The following is an 18,673-nucleotide window of genomic DNA, read 5'->3' as shown; positions in this document are numbered from 1 at the left end:
AGCTGTAGCCTGTGCCGATTGACAAGCCACTGACATGGACCAAGAGTACTTTCGAATAGGCTCGCACAAGCCTTCGGGAGAGAACCATGTTGAAGCACCTTGCAAAGGCTACCCTCGCGCTCGCATTGGGTATGATGATCCTTGCACCAACCGCAGGCGCCCAGGATAGCCGTCGCATAGAAACCGTTCAGGACGGCGACTATTTCGGCTTCGATCTTCGCACGGAAAAGAACGTTTCCCTGGACGAGTGCGAAGCAAGCTGCATCGCCGACGGCTCATGCCGCGCCTTTACCTACAATCCTAAGGTCCAGTGGTGCTTTCTGAAATCTGATTATGACCAGCTGAACACGTTCGTCGGCGCCGTCGCCGGTCGCATCGTCGAAAACGCGGAGGAAGCCGATATCGGCGCGCCGCCGCGCCTGCCGTTCCTCTCGGAACAGCTTTTGACCGATGCACGCGACCAGCGGGCCAACCTGACACTGTCCGACGAGCAGAACGGCCTCGGCCGTGAAAACCTGATCGACACGGCGCGTGCAGCTTTCACCAGCGGCAATCTCGACGCAGCCCTTGTTGCCCTGAAAGGCGCGCTGTCGATCGATGCCGACGATGCTGCCACCTGGCTCGAACTGGCCCGCTTCGCCAATTCCGTCACCGGCAACACCAGCTATGCCAGCGAGGCCGTGATGGCATCGATCAACGGTTACCAGCTGACCCGTGGCGCATCCACTCGCGCCGAAGCCTTGGCGTCGATGGCCAGAGGCCTCGACAACTCGGAAAATTACCGCGCCGCGATCAACGCTTACAAGGCCAGCCTCGAACTGGCATCAAGCCCGGCAATCCAGGCGGAACTCGGCGAGCTGCGCGCACGCAAAGGGTTTCGCGTCGTTGGCAATACGGTCGATTCCGACAGTGCCAATCCACGTGTCTGCGTCGAGTTCTCGGAACAACTGGTCAAGCGCGGCGTCGATTACACGCCGTTCGTGACACTGGACGGCAAGGCGCCGAAAGCCCTGGAAGCGAAGAACAGCCAGATCTGCGTCGAAGGCCTTGAACATGGCGGTCGCTACAAGCTCGCCCTGCGCGCCGGCCTGCCCTCCTCCGTCGATGAAAGCCTCGATGCGCCCGTCGAACTGGACCTCTATGTCCGCGACCGCACATCCACCGTGCGCTTCACAGGCGACAGCTTCGTCTTGCCATCGACCGCCCGTCGCGGCATTCCGCTGGTGTCGGTCAACAGCGACAGCGCCAAGCTCGAACTCTACCGCATCGGCGACCGCAACATCGCCCCGCTTCTGGCCGCTTCGCAGTTCCTCACCCAGCTCGACGGCTATGGCGCAAGCCGCGTGCGTGATGAGACAGGCGAACTCGTCTGGCAGGGCACGATCGACATCACCAACGACATCAACAAGGAGGTCGTCACCAGCATTCCGGTTGATGAGGCGCTGCCGACCCGCAAGCCCGGCATCTATGTGCTGACCGCCGTCTCGCCAACCTCGACCAGCGAGGACTGGGACAGCCGCGCCACCCAGTGGTTCGTTATCTCCGACATTGGCCTCTCGACCTTTGCCGGTACCGACGCCCTGCATGTCTTTGCCCGCTCGCTGGCATCCGCCGCTCCGCTAGAAGGCGTTGAACTGCAACTGATCGCCAAGAACAACGAGATTTTGGCAACGGCGACGACAGATGCCGAAGGCAAGGCCCAGTTCGATGCCGGCCTGATGCGCGCAGGCGCCGCCCTTGCTCCGGCCGTGATTGCCGCCCGCAAGGGCGACGACGACAACGTCTTCCTCGACATGACCCGCGCCGGCTTCGATCTTTCCGATCGTGGCGTCACCGGCCGCCCGGCACCGGGCCCAATCGATATCCTGTCTTGGACCGAGCGTGGCATCTATCGCCCAGGCGAAACCGTGCATGCGGCAGCCCTTGCCCGCGATACCGAAGCCGATGCGATCGGTGGACTGCCGCTCACCTTCATCTTCGCCCGTCCCGATGGCGTCGAATTCCGCCGCATGGCGGTGACCAGCGAGACCCTGGGCGGCTATGCCGTGGACCTGCCGCTGCTCGCCAATTCCATGCGCGGCACCTGGACGGTCGCGATCCACACCGATCCGAAGAAGGCTGCGATCGCGCAATCGTCGTTCCTGGTCGATGATTTTGTCCCCGATCGCCTCGATTTCGACATGACCAGCGAAGCCAAGAGCGTTGCGCCGGATGAGACATTCACTGTCGCCGTCGACGGTCGATATCTCTACGGCGCTCCGGCGGCCGGCCTCAGCCTGGAAGGCGAAGTCAACATCCGCCCGACCAGCAGCAACCCGGCCTATGAGCGCTACGTCTTCGGCCTGTCCGATGAGGAAGAGGCGGAGGATGTCCGCATCCCGCTGGAACAGCTGGAGCCGCTGGACGACGATGGCAAGACCGCCATCGATGTAACCGTGTCCGACCTGCCGTCGACCACCAGGATGCTCAACGCCGAAGTGGTTCTGCGCCTGCGCGAAGGCGGCGGCCGGGCGGTCGAACGCAAACTGACCGTGCCGGTCCAGTCGGAGACCGCCCTGATCGGCATCAAGCCGGAATTCACCGGCGAGCTTGCCGAAAACTCCAACGCCCAGTTCAATCTGATCGCGGTGGGCCCAGACGGCCAGAAACAGGCCATGCCTGGAGCACGCTGGAAGCTGGTCAAGCTCGAACAGAACTACCAATGGTATCGCGAAGGCTCGTCATGGCGCTACGAACCGATCACCACGACAACGCAGGTAGCCGACGGCACAATCGACATCGCCGCTGAGGGCACAGCGCTTTCCGTTCCCGTCGCCTGGGGTCGCCACCGCCTCGAGATCGAGCAAGCGGGCGCCAATGGCGCGGCCTCCAGTACCGAATTCGATGCCGGCTGGTTCGTCTCTGCAAGCTCGACGGAAACCCCGGATGCGCTGGAAGTTGGCCTCGACAAGAAAAACTATGCAATCGGCGACACAGCCCGGCTGAAGATCTCGCCGCGTTTTGCCGGCCAGGTTCTGGTCACCATCGGCACCGACAGCCTCGTCACATCACAGACGGCAGACGTTCCGGCCGGCGGCACGGAAATCGAGATCCCGGTCACAGCCGACTTTGGCGCCGGCTCCTATGTCACCGCCACGCTGTTCCGTCCCGGCGACGCCGAGGAAAGCCGTATGCCCGCCCGCGCCATCGGCATCACCTGGCTCAGCGTCGATCCCGGCGCCGACAAGCTGGCGGTCAAACTGACACCGCCAGAAAAAACCCTCCCCCGCCAGCCGCTGGACATCCCGATCGAGGTTGCAGGTGCAGGCATCGGCGAGGAAGCCTATGTCATGGTCGCCGCTGTCGATGTCGGCATTCTCAACCTGACCGGCTACAAGGCACCCGATCCGGAAACCTATTATTTCGGCCAGCGCCGCCTCGGCCTCGAACTGCGCGACCTCTATGGCCGCCTGATCGACGGCTCGCTTGGCGCAACAGGACGGTTGCGTACAGGCGGCGACGGCGGACAGGTTGCCTTGTCCGGCAATCCGCCGCGTGAAAAGCTGGTCGCTTTCTTCTCTGGCCCGGTAAAGCTCGATGCCGACGGCAAGGCAATCGTCTCCTTCGACATCCCGCAGTTTAACGGCACAGCCCGTGTCATGGCAGTCGCCTGGTCGAAGGCTGGCGTCGGCCACGCCGAAACCGATGTCGTCATCCGCGATCCGGTCGTCGTCACCGCCAGCATGCCGAAATTCCTAGCACCCGGCGACAGCGCCAACCTGCGCCTCGACATCGCCGCAACCGATGCGCCGACCGGCGACTATACACTGGCCGTCAGCAGCAACGAGCCCGTTGATGTCGATCCGTCGGGAGCGACGCAGCAGGTTGCGCTGACGGCCGGCAAGACCACCACCGTGACCATCCCGCTGACAGCAGGAACGCCAGGCCTGGGCGCGATCGATATCGCGTTGTCCGGTGCTGATGGTATTGCCGTCAGCCAGTCGCTTGACCTGACCGTGCGCCCCTCGACCCTGCCGATCACCGAGCGTCAGGTCGTGGCACTTGCCCCCGGCCAGAGCCTGACAGTCAGCGGCGATCTGCTCGCCGACAGCATCCTGCAGGACGCGTCCGTCAGCCTCAACGTTTCTCGCGCCAGTTTCGACGTGCCGGCACTCTTGATGGCACTCGACCGCTATCCCTATGGCTGCGCCGAACAGACGACCAGCCGCGCCCTGCCGCTGCTCTATTTCGACGAACTCGCCAAGCTTTCCGGCCTGCCGGAAGACGAGGCGATCAACAAGCGTGTGCAGGAAGCGGTCTTCCGCGTGCTGTCCTACCAGTCGTCCAGCGGCTCCTTCGGACTCTGGGCTCCCGGTTCGGAAAGCCTCTGGCTCGACGCCTATGTCACCGACTTCCTCAGCCGTGCCCGCGAAAAGAAGTTCGACGTGCCAGAAGAGGCGCTGGTCCAGGCGCTGCAGAACCTGCAGAACCGCATCGCCTATGACACCGACATCAAGAGCCGCGGCAATGAGATCTCCTATTCGCTCTATGTGCTGGCCCGCAACCGCAAGGCATCGCTGAGCGATCTGCGTTATTATGCAGACACGATGCTGCAGGACTTCCCGACACCCTTATCCAAAGCCCATCTGGCCGCGGCACTTTCGCTCTATGGCGATGCGGAACGCTCCAACAGCACCTTCCTCGATGCCGTCGGCATGTCGGAACAGGCGCGCATCTCAAAGGTCAGTTTCGTCCGCTCGGACTACGGCTCGCAGCTGCGCGACAGCGCCGGTGTTTTGGCCCTTGCCGCCGAAAGCCGCCCCGTTCCGCCGGTTGTCCCGATCCTTGCCAAGCTCGTTGCTGATGAATGGAACGAAAAGCAGGTGCTCAGCACGCAGGAGCAGACCTGGATGTTGCTTGCGGCCCGCGCGCTGCAGCAGGACGACGCAGGTCTGAAACTTGAGGTCAACGGCGGTGTCCGCGATGGTGCCTATGCGGCGACAATGCCGGGTGAAGCGCTTCTGCAATCGCCGGTGACACTGACCAACCGCAGCAATGATCCAGTCAGTGCCGCAATCACCACGGTCGCGGCTCCGGTGGAGGCACCTGCCGCCGGCGGCGATGGCTTCGCCATTACGCGCACCTACTACACGCTGGATGGCGAGGAAGCCAACATCACCGAAGCGCAGCAGAACGAACGCTATGTCGTTGTCCTGAGCGTGACCGAGTCCGATGACTGGCCGGCCCAACTGATGGTCACCGACTTGCTGCCGGCAGGCTTCGAGATCGACAATCCAAGCCTCGTAGACAGCGCAACACTCGCCAATTTCGACTGGATCGGACAAACCCAGGCAGCCCATCTGGAATTCCGCAGCGATCGTTTTGTCGCCGCACTCGACCGCCAGGCCGACGACAACAGCGAGATTACCTTGGCTTACGTCGTGCGCGCCGTATCGCCCGGCACATTCGCCCTGCCGGCGGCATCGGTCGAGGATATGTATCGTCCCCAGTTGTCGGCACGCACGGCGGCCGGCAACATGAGCGTATCCGTGGCCGAGTGATGCCGACCTGGCGCGCCTTGACTGTAGGATCGGCCATGACCGTCAGCGTGACGGTCATGGCCCTCTTTGCGCTCGACACCGCCGACCGTCTTTATCCGCCACCGATCGGTCAGGCCCGTCTGGTGTCCACCGAAATCCTCGATCGCAACGGCGAATTGCTGCGTGCCTTTGCCACCAGCGATGGCCTATGGCGACTGAAGACGACAACCGAAGACGTCGATCCGGCTCTGATCCGCATGCTCCTCGCCTATGAGGATCGGCGTTTCGAGCGCCATGTCGGTGTCGATCCGTTGGCGCTCGGCCGCGCCGCCTGGCAATTGCTGACCAATGGTCGGATTGTCTCCGGTGCCTCGACGCTGTCCATGCAGGTCGCACGCCTGATAGAGCCCCGGCGCGAACGCTCGCTGACGGCAAAGGTGATCCAGATTGCCCGTGCCCTGCAACTGGAACGCCGTCTGTCGAAACAGCAGATCCTCGATCTGTACCTGACCCACGCGCCCTATGGCGGCAATCTCGAGGGTGTGCGCGCCGCAAGCCTCGCCTGGTTCGGCAAGGAGCCGAAACGGTTGACGACAGCGCAAGCGGCTCTTCTCGTCGCCCTGCCTCAGCTTCCCGAACGCCGTCGGCCGGATCGTTTCCCCGATCAGGCCTTGCAGGCCCGCGCACGCGTCCTCGATCGAGCAGCCGAGGCGAAGGTGCTCGAGCAGAGCGAAGTAGCCCTCGCCGCAGGCGCCGAACTGCCGCGACAGCGCCGGCAATTGCCAGCCTTTGCAGCTCATCTCGCCGAAGCCGCGCGCCGCAAGGCTCCGCTTGCCGAAGCGCACCAGACGACGATCCTGCGCCCGGTCCAGGCCAGGCTTGAGCAGGTGGCGGTCGAGGCTGTCCGCGAGCTCGACCCGAAGGTCTCGCTCGCCTTGCTCATGGCAGATGCCACGACCGGCGAGATTGTCGCCGAAGTCGGCGCCGCCAGCTATTTCGACGCCAGCCGCTCCGGCTGGATCGACATGACCCGCGCCCAGCGCTCGCCTGGCTCGACACTGAAACCCTTCATCTACGGCCTCGCCTTTGAACAGGGGCTGGTGGCACAGGAAACCATTGTCGAGGACCGCCCGGCGGATTTCTTCGGCTATCGCCCAAAGAACTTCGACATGCACTATCAGGGCGATGTCAGCATAAGGCAGGCTCTGCAACTGTCGCTGAACGTGCCGGCCGTGCGCCTGCTCGACGGTATCGGCCCGTCGCGGCTGATGGTCCGCATGCGCCGCGCGGAAGTCAGGCCGGTGTTGCCGCCAAATGAGGCGCCGGGCCTGGCGATCGCGCTTGGCGGCGTCGGTATCACCTTGAAGGACCTCGTCCAGCTTTACGCCGGCCTCGTCAATCGCGACCAGCCTGTGCAACTGGGCGACGGTATCCGCGAGCAAGCCGCCCTTCTCGATGAACAACCTCTCTTCGAACCCATGGCTGCGTGGAATATCGCCGATATCCTCGGTGCCGTCCTGCCGCCGGCCGGAAGTCCACCGGCCGGCATCGCCTACAAAACCGGCACCAGCTACGGCTACCGTGACGCCTGGTCGGTCGGCTATGACGGAAAATACGTCCTGGGCGTCTGGATCGGGCGCCCCGACAATGCCGCCGTCCCCGGGATTTCCGGCTATGCCACTGCCGCACCGGTTCTCTTCGAAGCCTTTGCCAAGTCGGGCCTCGCCGGGACGCCCCTTCCCCGCGCACCGGGCGGTGCTGCACGTCTTGCCCAATCCGACTTGCCGGTCAGCCTGCGCCGCTTCTCGACCGGGACGAACGGGCTCGTTGCCACCTCGACCCGCGAGCGACCGCCCCAGATCGTCTACCCCCCGGAAGGAGCCCAGATCGAACTCGGCAAGGACGCAAGTGGAGCCTTCCTTCCGCTGATCGTCAAAATGCAGGCCGGGCGCGCGCCTTTTCGCTGGCTGGCCAATGGCAAGCCGATGGAAACATCGACGCGCCGCCGCACCGGGGAATGGCAACCGGAGGGAACCGGACAATCCACCCTGACCGTCATCGATGCTGATGGTCGAGCAGCCAGCGTCAATATCTTCATTCGCTCATAGGCGACTGATCCATTCTCCCGATGCAAGCGTAACGGTTTCAGGCAGCCGGTTCGGACGGGAGATCATCAGATGCAAGGCACGATCTGCACAACCATCATGGCAATCGCAATGCTGACGCTTGGCACCTCCAGCGCCTTGGCCAACGAGCGCTTTACCGCAGCCGATATCCGCGACGATATCATCGGCAAGCGTATCTATCTCGCCGTGCCGATGGGCGGCGAGTTTCCACTCAACTACCGCCCCAATGGACAGGTTGACGGGACGGGCGAAGCCCTGGGCCTTGGCCGCTTCGCCAAGCCGAAAGACACCGGGAAATGGTGGATCGATGGCGACCGCCTCTGTCAGCAGTTCACCAGCTGGTACAAGGGTGCGCCCATGTGCTTCGAACTGCAGCGGATCGATGATACGCAGCTGAAGTGGACGAGAGACAACGGCGAGACCGGAACAGCCAGGATCGGCAACAACATCTAGAATAACCCGGCTAACCGCATCCACGTTTTGACATCGGCTCCTGGCATTCTATCCTTCCGTCGCAATGGAACTCGGAGTGATCACGTGCCAGGACTGAAGACGCGACCTGTCGGCGCAACGGCAACACTTGGGCACACCGGTTTCCCGCATGTCCTATCCGAGACAGGTGGAGCCATCGACATAGCCACGGGGGCATCCCAACCGGGCTTTAATCCCATTGACCTGTTACACGCCGCCCTGGCCGCATGTCTGACCATGAGCGCACGCATTGCAGCGCGGGAGTTCGGTCTGGCGGATAGCCTGAGTGAAGTTGTGGCCAGGGTAACGGGGGACAAGGCAACCGATGGTCCGTCCCGTATTGCCCGCTTTCACGTCGTCATGCGTTTCAGAGGCAATCTCACGCCACAACAACAGTTACTTGTAATCCACCGGGCCGAAGAGATCTGTACCGTCAGCAACAGTCTTGCCTCAAAACCGGTGATCGAGATCGGCACATTCTAAAGCGACAGGATTTCCAGCGTACGATGATCGAGCCTGCCACCGCAATACCGATCCAGAGCCTGGCGAAATATCGCACCACGTTCGTCCGGAGCCGCAAGAGAGAACAGGGTCATGCAGGACTGGAACTTGCGATCATCCGGAGAGCCGAAAATCTGGCCCAACGAACGGCCCTCGATCGACAGCAGCAGCCTCGTGCAATCAACCAGCCGCGGCCCGAGCTGGGCATGACCCAGATAGTTCTGAGCCTCGGCGACAGAGGCCAGACTGTAGTGCAGCGACGTTGGTGAAAGTCCAAGTCCCCGCAATTGCGGAAAGACGAACCACATCCAGTGACTTTGTTTTCGTCCGGCACTGAGTTCAGCCATGACGGTTTCCAATACCGGCGTCTGGGCGTCGAGGAACCGAGTACTGTCAAACATCTTCGGATCATCCATCTGAATCCTCCAACCTCAGCGAGAAAAGCACAGTCCATGTGTATCAGATCGCGCTCGATATTGTTCATCGTTAGCGATCAGCGCCAATGTCTGAACATACGCGCTACCGCCGCAGCACTTGACGTTTAATACATATTCGCAGACAAGTGGCATCGCGCGACGAGGCCTAAGGCTCGTCGCCGTCGAACCTGGTGCCGGGCCCCTCTGGCGAGAGTTTTACGGCGCTCTCGTGATGTCGGTACCGCCAGCAAGACAAGCCGGCGGATTCAAAACAAATGAACACTTGGATCATGCTCTTTGCGTGTGCGCGAACTGCGTTGCGCGACGTCCACTCCCCCCATTCCTGCACGTCTCTCTCTCTTGCGAAGGAGATCCGTGCATGAACGCTCCCCTCTCACTCAAAAGCGGCACCAGCACCCTGGGTTACTTCCGCTGGGCCTTCATCGTCACCTTCCTCGGCCTCGTCCTTGGTGGCGTACTGGGCTGGCAATCGACCGGTACGATCGGCGGTATGGCGACTGTCTTCTTTATCTGCGCGGTGCTCGCCGTTCTGGAAATCTCGCTGTCTTTCGACAACGCGATCGTCAATGCCAACAAGCTGAAAGACATGACGCCCGTCTGGCAGCATCGCTTCCTGACCTGGGGCATCATTATCGCCGTCTTCGGCATGCGCATCGTGTTTCCGCTGCTCATCGTCGTGATCGCGGCGAAGATCGGACCGATCGAGGCTGTGATCCTGGCAGCCCGCGAGCCGGCCGAATATGCCCGCATCATGAACGACGCCCATCTCCCGATCGCGGCCTTCGGCGGCACCTTCCTGATGATGGTCGGCCTGACCTACTTCTTCAATCACGAGAAGGACGTGCACTGGATCGAGGTCATCGAAAAGCACATGGCGCGCTCGGCCTCGATCAAGGGCATCGAGATCGCCTTTGTCCTGATCCTGATCCTGATCTTCTCCAACCTTCTGGAAGGTGAAGAGGCGACCACCTTTGTCTACTCGGCCATCTATGGCCTGGTGACATTCCTTGCGGTCGAAGTGCTGGGCGGGCTCCTGGATGCCTCGCAAAAGGCGATGAGTGAAGCGGCCAAGGGTGGCCTCGGCGCCTTCATCTATCTGGAAGTGCTCGATGCCAGCTTCTCCTTCGACGGCGTGATCGGCGCCTTCGCCCTGACGCAGAACCTCTTCGTCATCGCGATCGGCCTTGGTATCGGCGCGATGTATGTGCGCTCGATGACCATCATGCTGGTGGAAAAGGGCACGCTGGCGGAATATCGCTATCTGGAACACGGCGCGTTCTACGCCATCCTGATCCTCTCGGTGATCATGTATTTCCAGACGCTGGCACACATCCCCGAAGTGATTACCGGCTTGGGCGGCGCAGGCCTGATCGGTGTCTCGCTCTGGTCCTCGATCCGCTACAACAGGCGGGAACGCGAGGAAGAGGCGCGGATGGCCCATGAAGCGGTTGCCGACAATATCTGATTGTTAAAAGACCCGGACTCAATCAGGCCGGCGGTCACCCGCCGGCCTGACTTTATAACCCGATTTCGGCAGGAAATTCCGATCAATCGGGACCGACATCCACCTCGCGCGTGTCGGAATCGGGCAGTGCTCCCGTTCCTGGCGTCTTCATGTCGTCCTGCAAATCCTTGCGCGCATGCGGTCCTGCCACCGGCCCGCTGCTTTTCGTCCGCTTTTCATCCTCGACGATTGCCCCTTTCCGCTCCCCTGAAGGCTTGCGTTCGGCTGGGGTCTTTTCGCCCTGTTCCGCGCGGTGCGCCTGCGGGCCGGCAACCGGACCGCTTGTCGTCGGCGCTTGGCTGTTGTGATGTCTTGCTGCTTCAACGTCGCCCATGTTCGATATCTCCTCTGTTGTCATGGAGGAACAACACAGCGACCGCCAAAGAGTTCCCTTAGGGTTCAACTGGCCTGACATGGGTTCCGGCGATAGGCGAAGCGGCAGCCATCCCCAGGGTGCAACGGCAACCAACCTGCCCCGCCTTGTGCTGACGCCAGCCGATCCTACATGTCCCCCCGCGAAACGAGCAGGAAATGAGATGAGCGACCCAGACATGTCACCGAACAATGACCGAAAGCCCGGCGTCGCCTCTTTGCGGCTGGCGATGCTGGTGACCCACGCGGACACCGCAGGATCGGTCAGCCTTGACGAATTGCTGGCAGCCATGGGCCGGACCAGTATTGCCTTCGCCATCCTGATCTTGTCTTTGCCCGCGCTGACCCCGATACCCGGTCCCTTCGGCATGGTCTTTGGCACCTGCCTTGCCATCATCGCGGTGCAGATCATGGCCGGTTTCCAGCGCATATGGCTACCCCGCTTCCTCGGCCGGCGGCGCATTTCGGCAAATGTGATTAGCCTCGTGGTCCGTTACACCGGCCCTCTGGTCTCCCGTGTTGAAACGATACTGCGCCGCAACCGCATGCGCCATTTTGCCGGCCGCACAGCGCAGTCGCTGCTTGGCATTCCGGTTTTTCTGCTGGCGATTGCCGTCGCCCTGCCCATTCCTTTCGGCAACTTCCTGCCGGTGGCAGCTCTGGTGATGATCGCCCTTGGTCTGATGGAGCGCGACGGCTTGATCGTCATGCTCGGGGTCGCGCTTGCCGTCGTTGCACTGGCAACCTCCGGCGGCCTGATCTATGGCGCATTGCGCAGCCTTGGCTGGGCAATCGGCTGACAAGCGAACGCTCCGAAATATTTTTATCACCAGGGAATAAACATCGTCAGGGGTTCGTATACTGAGGCATGAAACCCGGAACGCACCCTTTCAACGTGATTGGACAGCTCGCAGCCTTGCGACGCTATGCACGATCCCTGGCGCGCGATCCGGATGAAGCCGAAGATCTGGTGCACGACACGCTGGTGCGCGCGCTTGAAAAGCAATCGACCTTCCGCACCGGCGCCAATATCCGCAACTGGCTGCTTTCTGTCCTGCACAACACCCATATCGACCGCTTGCGCTACAAGCGCGCCAGTGTGAGACGCGATGCGGCAACGCTGGATCTGGCGCCGCAGTCGATACCGGCCGACCAGGAACATTCGGTTCGGCTTAAACAGGTTCGAAACGCGTTTCTGGCTCTGCCGGAAGACCAACGCGAAGCGCTGCATCTCGTCGCCATGGAGGAGCTTTCCTATCAGGAAGCCGCAAACGTGCTCGGCATTCCCGTCGGAACGCTGATGTCGCGCATTTCTCGGGCCAGAGCGCGGCTTCGCGCAATTGAAGACAAGGAAGGGACCGCTCAGGTGACCCACCTACGCATCGTTGGAGGCACCCCCGATGACCAGCAATGATCCCATAATCGAAGCAGACCTGCATGCCTATGTCGACGATCAGCTTGATGTCGGACGCCGCATCGAGGTGGAAGCCTATCTGTCGGAGCGGCCGGAAGTGGCCGCCCAGGTGATGGCGGACTTGCGCGTGCGCGACGAACTGCGGCTATCGCTTGCCGGCCTGCTAAGCGTCAGCAAGATCGAGACCCGCGACGCGGCACGAACGCTTGAAAGAGCGTTCAGCCGTCGCCGGACCTTCGACCTGTTTCGCCGTGCCGCGATGATAACGCTCTTCGTCGGCGCCGGCTGGGCCGCCCACGGCTGGATCGCGCCGCTGGGTGTCGGCGAGGTCGTCGCATCGGTGCCGCCGCCCGCTTTCGTTGAAGAAGCCATTCGCGCCCACCAGACGGCGGAACTGCGTGAACAAATGCCGTCGCAGTCCGAAGTCAGCACCTTCGACGCCGCCGACATTCGCTCCGCGACCGCGATCGTGTTACCGGAAATGCCGGCGCAATGGGTGGTAAATGACGCACAGATCTTCCCCTCGGCTTTTGGCCCGAGCGTCGAACTCGCTGTTTCCCCCGGCAAAGGCAAACGTCTGTCGCTCTTCGCCGTCCGTCCGGGAACCTTCACGGTGCAGCAAGTCCTGATCAAGCAGGATGGAACAACGCAGGCCGCATACTGGCAGATCGGTGAAGTCGCCTATGCACTGATTTCCGAAACCGAAAATCCCGAAATGCTGGCTGAACAGGCCCGCAAACTCGCACGCACCCTTTATTGAACTCACCAAGGAGGTACTTGACGATGGATCCTATCCAGAACCGCTTCGGCTACGGTAGCCAGGCACAGTCCGCAGCCCTTTTCGACGAGGGCCTACGCCAGCACATGCTGCGCGTATACAACTACATGGGCCTCGGCCTGGCCATCACCGGCCTGGTCGCCTACTTTGTCGGCTCGACGCCCGCCCTTTATGTGCCGATCTTCTCGTCCCCGTTGAAATGGGTCGTGATGCTGGCACCGCTCGCCTTCGTCTTCTTCTTCTCGTTCCGCATCCAGACCATGTCGGCCTCGACCGCACAGATGACATTCTGGGCATTCTGCGCCGTGATGGGTCTCTCGCTCGCCTCGGTCTTCCTGGTCTTCACCGGAGCATCGATCGCGCGCACCTTCTTCATCACCGCCACCATGTTCGGTGCGACCAGCCTTTATGGCTATACCACCAAGCGTGACCTGGCGAAGATGGGCTCGTTCCTGATGATGGGCCTGATCGGCATCGTCATCGCCTCGGTCGTCAACATCTTCCTCGGCTCGAGCGCCCTGCAGTTCGCAGTCTCGGTCATCGGCGTAGTCGTCTTCGTTGGCCTGACCGCCTACGACACGCAGAACATCAAGGAACAGTATGCCGAGAACGTCGACCAGGAAAGCCAGCAGAAGCTTGCCGTCTTCGGTGCGCTCTCGCTCTACCTGAACTTCGTCAACCTGTTCCAGATGCTGCTGAGCCTTACCGGCCAGCGCGAAGAATAAAAGAAACGCGAAAAATCGCGTCGGGAGAAACACCCAAAGAGAGACGCCCGGACCTTGCGGTCCGGGCGTTTTCATTTGTTGGAATAAATGGGATCGCTCAGACGATACCGCCCGAGCCGCCCTTCACCGCAGGACGTTCGGCCGCCACCTTGGCGCGGTAACCGCTGGCGCGATAGGCGGCGATTGGATCGATCGCGCCACCGGTGCGACGACGGGCCTCGGCAAGGATCGCCTCGACATCGGTGCGATAGGCGCGCTTCAGGGTTTCCGTCGCCATCAGCGCATCATTGCCGTCCTGATAGCCGCCAAGCGCTGCACGATCGACCAGCAGCGCCTGCGCATAGGCGCGGCGGATTTCGTTGGCGCTCGAGATCAGGCTTTCGATCGGATCGGTCACGTTATGCGACTGGTCGATCATATGCGCCGGATGGAAACCCTTTACGCCGCGATATTCTGCGTCGACCAGTTCGTTGAACACCAGGAACAGTCGGTAAGGTTCGACAGAACCGGCATCCAGATCGTCGTCGCCATACTTGGAATCGTTAAAGTGGAAACCACCGAGCTTGCCGAACTGGATCAGCCGGGCAACGATCATCTCGATATTGGTATTGGGCGCATGATGCCCGAGGTCGACAAGGCATTGCGCCTTCGGGCCCAGCGTCTGGGCGATCAGATAGCTCGTTCCCCAATCCTGCACGACGGTCGAATAGAAGGCCGGCTCGTACATCTTGTGTTCGGAAAACAGCCGCCAGTCATCCGGCAGTGCCTTGTAGATATCCGCCATCGCCGCGAGATAACGCTCGAACTGGCGGGTAAAGTTCGTCTGGCCGGGGAAGTTCGAGCCATCACCAACCCACACCGTCAGCGCCTTCGAGCCGATAGCATTGCCGATCTCGATGCATTCGATGTTGTGTTCGACCGCCTGTGCGCGGGTTGCCGCATCCACATGGCTGAGCGAGCCGTATTTGTAGGAATTCGCCTGATCCGGCGCGTCGGAGAACGTATTCGAATTCATCGCGTCGAAGCCGAGACCGAGCTGATCGCCCTTGGCCTTCAATTCCTTCGGATCGGTCTTGTCCCACGGAATATGCAGCGAAACTGTCGGCGTCGCGCGGGTCAGTTCATTGATGACCGAACAATCCTCGAGCTTGTCGAAAATGTTGCGCGGCTCGCCGAGACCCGGGAAACGGGCAAAGCGCGTGCCACCGGTCCCGACACCCCAGGACGGGACGGCGACGAAGAATTCGGCGACCTTGGCGGTCACCGCATCGATATCGACATTGCTGCGGGCGAGCTTTTCGCCGAGCGCAGCATAATCGGATTTGAGCGCGGCTGCGCGCTTGTCATTGTCGGCGGCGATGAAATCGGCCGAAATCTTGCTGTCCGTCATTATTTCCTCCTCCTCACGCGAACGATTTTGTTCCATCCGCGTTTAACTGAACCAATCCAGAGAACCGGAGTCATCATGGACGTTCTACGCATTCTGCTTGCCATTATCCTGCCGCCCGTCGGCGTTTTCCTGCAGGTCGGCATCGGCCTTCAATTCTGGCTGAATATCCTGCTGACACTCTGCGGCTATGTGCCGGGTATCATCCATGCAATCTGGGTTATTCTCAGAAAGTAAGGGAAGTCCCGCCGCGGCATTTGCGCCGCCGCGGGACCCGGGAGGATAGCTTATCGGGTAAAGCTCTGGGCGTTGCCGGCATCGACATTGATGATGTTGCCGGTCGATTTTGCCGAAAGATCGGACGCGAGGAAGTAGATCGCCTCGGCAATATCTTCCGGGAAGACGTTCAGCTTCAGCATCGAACGCTTGCGGTAATGTTCCTCGAGATCGTCCACTTCGATCTTCGAGGACGCTGCACGCTGTTCGCGCCATTCGCCGTTCCAGATCTTCGATCCACGCAGAACCGCATCCGGGTTCACCGTGTTGACGCGAATGCCGGCATCTGCGCCTTCCAGCGCCAGGCAACGGGCCAGATGGATTTCGGCAGCCTTGGCCGTGCAATAGGCCGATGCATTCGGCGAGGAGGCAAGACCGTTCTTCGACGCGACGAAGACGACATTGCCGCCAAGCGCCTGACGGCGGAACAGGCGGAACGCTTCGCGCGACACGAGGAAATAGCCGGTCGCGAGAATGTCGATATTCTTGTTCCACATCGCCAGCGTCGTGTCTTCGACCGGCGCCGAAGACGCGATACCGGCATTCGACACCAGTATGTCGACGCCACCGAATTCGACCGAAGCCTCGATGAACGACTGCAGGACGGCGTCTTCCTTGGTCACGTCAAGCTGCACCGAGCGCACGACGTCACCGCCATGACGCTTGGAGAAATCGGCCGTGGTCTCGGCAAGTGTCTTGGCGTCGATATCGGCCAGAACCACGCACGCACCTTCGGAAACCAGACGCTCGGCGGTGGCACGGCCAATGCCGCCGGCACCACCGGTGACGAAGGCGACCTTGCCGGCCAGGCTCTTCGGCTTCGGCATGCGCTGAAGCTTGGCTTCTTCGAGCAGCCAGTATTCGATATCGAAGGCTTCCTGTTCCGGCAGGCCCTGATATTCGGAAACCGTGGAGGCGCCCTTCATCACGTTGATCGCGTTGACATAGAACTCACCGGCGATACGGGCGGTCGCCTTGTCCTTGGCGAAAGAGAACATGCCGACGCCCGGCACCAGGAAGATGACCGGATTGGGATCACGGATCTTCGGCGAGTTGTCGTGCTTGCAGCTCTCATAGTAGCGCGTGTAATCGGCGCGGTAGGCTTCAAGCGCCTTGTCGAGACCGCCGAGAACCGCGTCGACATCCGGCTTTGCCGGGTCGAAATCGACGATCAGCGGGCGGATCTTGGTGCGCAGGAAATGGTCCGGGCAGGATGTGCCGAGTGCGCCAAGCGGCTGAAGCTGCTTGGAATTGACGAATTCGAGCACGGCGTCCTGGTCGTCGAAATGACCGAGCTTGCGCTCTGCCTTGCCGATCCGGCCACGGATTTCCGGCATCAGTCTTGCAGCAATCGCACGACGATCTGAAGCCGGCAGGCTCTTGGAAACAGAACCGCCGAAAATCGTCTTGCCTTCGGTCTGCTTGGCAAACCACTCGATCGCCTTGTTGATGATCTCGAGCGTCAGCAGGTAGCAATCCTTGGCATCATTGTCCCAGGTGAACAGGCCATGGCTTTCGAGCACGACACCCTTGGCTGTCGGGTTCGCCTTGACGAAGGCTTCCAGATCGAGGCCAAGCTGGAAACCGGGACGGCGCCAGGGCAGCCAGCCAATGTCGGCACCGAAGATCTGCTGCGTCAGTTCCTTGGAATTCTTCGACGCGGCAATCGCGATGATCGCATCCGGATGCATGTGATCGACATGCGTGAACGGCACGAAACCGTGCAGCGGCGTGTCGATCGAGGCAGCACGCGGGTTCAGGTTGAAGGTGCAATGCGGCAGGAAGCCGACCATGCGGTCTTCGTCGGCAACGCCCTTGTAGATGCCTTTCAGGGCATCGAGCTTGTCCTGATACAACGTCGAGAAACCGTCGAGCTTGATCGTGCCGACGTCGCCTCCAGAGCCCTTGACCCAGAGAACCTGAACTTTTTCGCCGGTCAGCGGATCGGTTTCCATGACCTTGGCCGAGGTATTGCCACCGCCGTAATTGGTGATGCGCTTGTCCGCGCCGAGCAGGTTCGAACGATAAAGCAGCTTGCCCGGCTCATCGAGCTTGGCAGCGTAGGCATCATCCCAACGATTATCGAGAAGGCGGGTTTGGCCCGTCATGACATCCTCCCAGGTAGTTGTTCATGGGCCGAAATGCACGGACCCATCTCCTTCTTGCCGAAGGGTATCGCGCATTGAATCCGCTATTGTCAATCAGTTTCGATCATTTCTTTTCATTGTGCGCTGCAATATTATCTTTTTTGATCGTTTCTGATTGACAGGTTAAAAACAATCCGAATAAATCAGGATCAGGAGGAGCCCCATGCACGAACGCGAACGCCATCGCATCATACTTAGCGCGATCCAGGAAAAGCCGGTTGTCACCGTGCAGGACATCGCTGAATTGACCGAGGCATCAGAAGCCACGATCAGACGGGACATCGCCTCTCTGCATGTGCAGGGAAAGCTTCGTCGTGTCCGCGGCGGCGCCGAGGCCGTGCATCCGCCGCAGCTGGGAAATCTGGCCGCGCGCCCCTTCCGGGTGTCCGAATCGATCAACATCGACAAGAAACGCGCAATTGCGCGCGCCGCCGTCGACTTGTGCGAGGAAGGCGATTCGATCATCATCAATGGCGGCACCACGACATTTCAGATGGTGCACTTCATGTCTGCCCGCCGCCTGCAGGTCATGACCAATTCCTTCGCTATTGCCGAACATCTGGTGAAACATTCCAAATGCAATGTCTCGGTTCCGGGTGGCGCGGTCTACCGCGACCAGAGCCTGATCCTGTCGCCATTCGACAATGACGCGATCCGCAATTTTTACGCCCGCCGCATCTTCATCGGCGCACAAGGCATCAATGCCCTCGGCGTGATGGAATCCGATGCCCTGGTCATCCAGAGCGAACAGAAGCTGGTGCGCCAGGCCGAAGAACTGATTGTCATGATCGACAGCAGCAAGTTCGCCAAGCGCTCGAGCATGATCCTGTGCTCGCTCGACAAGGTTTCGACCATCATTACCGACGACAGAATTTCCGACGAAGCGGCCAATATGGTCACCGACGCCGGCATCAAGCTGATTATGGTGAGGCCAGCGGCTTCATCGGAAAAGGAGGATACCACGTCAGTCGCCTGATTGAATTCGGGGCTGACGAGGGGGAGTTCAGCAGTTCATC

15 protein-coding genes are annotated in these 18,673 nt (G+C 61.0%); 11 read left to right on the top strand and 4 right to left on the bottom strand.

Annotated features, from left to right (window positions below; translation table 11 throughout):
- Positions 1 to 86: 86 nt before the first annotated feature.
- The 4 genes from GVK95_RS20610 to GVK95_RS20595 all read left to right on the top strand — a co-directional run bounded on the left by GVK95_RS20610 (position 87) and on the right by GVK95_RS20595 (position 8,599).
- On the top strand, positions 87 to 5,540 hold the full coding sequence (locus tag GVK95_RS20610; RefSeq protein WP_159952568.1) for an alpha-2-macroglobulin family protein: 5,454 nt from the start codon (positions 87 to 89) through the stop codon (positions 5,538 to 5,540).
- Complete coding sequence (gene pbpC / locus GVK95_RS20605) at positions 5,540 to 7,627, top strand: penicillin-binding protein 1C (RefSeq protein ID WP_200844345.1); 2,088 nt, start codon at positions 5,540 to 5,542, stop codon at positions 7,625 to 7,627. The genes GVK95_RS20610 and pbpC overlap by 1 nt, the downstream gene beginning before the upstream one ends.
- Positions 7,628 to 7,696: 69 nt before the next feature.
- Positions 7,697 to 8,098 carry a hypothetical protein gene (locus GVK95_RS20600; protein WP_159952566.1) on the top strand — a complete coding sequence of 134 codons (402 nt, stop codon included), beginning with the start codon at positions 7,697 to 7,699 and terminating at the stop codon, positions 8,096 to 8,098.
- Between the two features lie 84 nt (positions 8,099 to 8,182).
- Positions 8,183 to 8,599, top strand: coding sequence for an OsmC family protein (locus GVK95_RS20595; RefSeq protein ID WP_159952565.1), 417 nt, complete (start codon positions 8,183 to 8,185; stop codon positions 8,597 to 8,599).
- Here the strand turns inward: GVK95_RS20595 and GVK95_RS20590 are convergent.
- Positions 8,596 to 9,033: a DUF1810 domain-containing protein gene (locus GVK95_RS20590; RefSeq protein ID WP_159952564.1), complete on the bottom strand. Its 438-nt coding sequence runs from the start codon at positions 9,031 to 9,033 to the stop codon at positions 8,596 to 8,598. The two genes, GVK95_RS20595 and GVK95_RS20590, sit on opposite strands and share 4 nt — an antisense overlap.
- 379 nt (positions 9,034 to 9,412) lie before the next feature.
- Between GVK95_RS20590 and GVK95_RS20580 the strand changes: the two genes are divergently transcribed.
- Positions 9,413 to 10,519, top strand: a complete 1,107-nt coding sequence (locus GVK95_RS20580; RefSeq protein ID WP_159952563.1) for a DUF475 domain-containing protein — start codon at positions 9,413 to 9,415, stop codon at positions 10,517 to 10,519.
- A gap of 82 nt (positions 10,520 to 10,601) precedes the next feature.
- Here the strand turns inward: GVK95_RS20580 and GVK95_RS20575 are convergent, their stop codons facing one another.
- Positions 10,602 to 10,892 carry a hypothetical protein gene (locus GVK95_RS20575; RefSeq protein WP_159952562.1) on the bottom strand — a complete coding sequence of 97 codons (291 nt, stop codon included), beginning with the start codon at positions 10,890 to 10,892 and terminating at the stop codon, positions 10,602 to 10,604.
- A gap of 202 nt (positions 10,893 to 11,094) precedes the next feature.
- Here GVK95_RS20575 and GVK95_RS20570 point away from each other — a divergent pair, with 202 nt between their 5' ends.
- The 4 genes from GVK95_RS20570 (at position 11,095) to GVK95_RS20555 (ending at position 13,847) form a co-directional block, all read left to right on the top strand.
- Positions 11,095 to 11,730: an exopolysaccharide biosynthesis protein gene (locus tag GVK95_RS20570; RefSeq protein WP_159952561.1), complete on the top strand. Its 636-nt coding sequence runs from the start codon at positions 11,095 to 11,097 to the stop codon at positions 11,728 to 11,730.
- Between the two features lie 68 nt (positions 11,731 to 11,798).
- A complete protein-coding gene (locus tag GVK95_RS20565; RefSeq protein ID WP_159952560.1) occupies positions 11,799 to 12,344 on the top strand; it encodes a sigma-70 family RNA polymerase sigma factor in 546 nt (181 codons plus the stop codon).
- The gene (locus tag GVK95_RS20560) at positions 12,331 to 13,104 is read left to right on the top strand and encodes an anti-sigma factor (RefSeq protein WP_159952559.1); all 774 of its coding nucleotides are present in this window, start codon (positions 12,331 to 12,333) and stop codon (positions 13,102 to 13,104) included. Before GVK95_RS20565 ends, GVK95_RS20560 begins: the two co-directional genes overlap by 14 nt.
- Positions 13,105 to 13,127: 23 nt before the next feature.
- Positions 13,128 to 13,847 carry a Bax inhibitor-1/YccA family protein gene (locus GVK95_RS20555; protein WP_159952558.1) on the top strand — a complete coding sequence of 240 codons (720 nt, stop codon included), beginning with the start codon at positions 13,128 to 13,130 and terminating at the stop codon, positions 13,845 to 13,847.
- Positions 13,848 to 13,944: 97 nt separating this feature from the next.
- Here GVK95_RS20555 and rhaI read toward each other — a convergent pair whose 3' ends face one another.
- Positions 13,945 to 15,237 carry an L-rhamnose catabolism isomerase gene (gene rhaI / locus GVK95_RS20550; protein WP_159952557.1) on the bottom strand — a complete coding sequence of 431 codons (1,293 nt, stop codon included), beginning with the start codon at positions 15,235 to 15,237 and terminating at the stop codon, positions 13,945 to 13,947.
- A 75-nt stretch (positions 15,238 to 15,312) separates the two neighbouring features.
- On the opposite strand from rhaI, the gene GVK95_RS20545 reads away from it, so the two are divergent.
- Positions 15,313 to 15,471 carry a YqaE/Pmp3 family membrane protein gene (locus GVK95_RS20545; RefSeq protein ID WP_037072161.1) on the top strand — a complete coding sequence of 53 codons (159 nt, stop codon included), beginning with the start codon at positions 15,313 to 15,315 and terminating at the stop codon, positions 15,469 to 15,471.
- Between the two features lie 50 nt (positions 15,472 to 15,521).
- On the opposite strand, the gene GVK95_RS20540 is transcribed toward GVK95_RS20545, so the two are convergent.
- Complete coding sequence (locus GVK95_RS20540; RefSeq protein ID WP_159952556.1) at positions 15,522 to 17,618, bottom strand: bifunctional rhamnulose-1-phosphate aldolase/short-chain dehydrogenase; 2,097 nt, start codon at positions 17,616 to 17,618, stop codon at positions 15,522 to 15,524.
- A gap of 202 nt (positions 17,619 to 17,820) precedes the next feature.
- On the opposite strand from GVK95_RS20540, the gene GVK95_RS20535 reads away from it, so the two are divergent.
- Positions 17,821 to 18,633: a DeoR/GlpR family DNA-binding transcription regulator gene (locus GVK95_RS20535; RefSeq protein WP_159952555.1), complete on the top strand. Its 813-nt coding sequence runs from the start codon at positions 17,821 to 17,823 to the stop codon at positions 18,631 to 18,633.
- Positions 18,634 to 18,673: the final 40 nt, after the last annotated feature.

This window comes from Rhizobium sp. 18065 (genome assembly GCF_902706095.1).
GTDB lineage: Bacteria > Pseudomonadota > Alphaproteobacteria > Rhizobiales > Rhizobiaceae > Allorhizobium.
The sequence above is the reverse complement of the archived record's forward strand: the minus strand, read 5'-3'. Positions and strand labels throughout refer to the sequence as shown.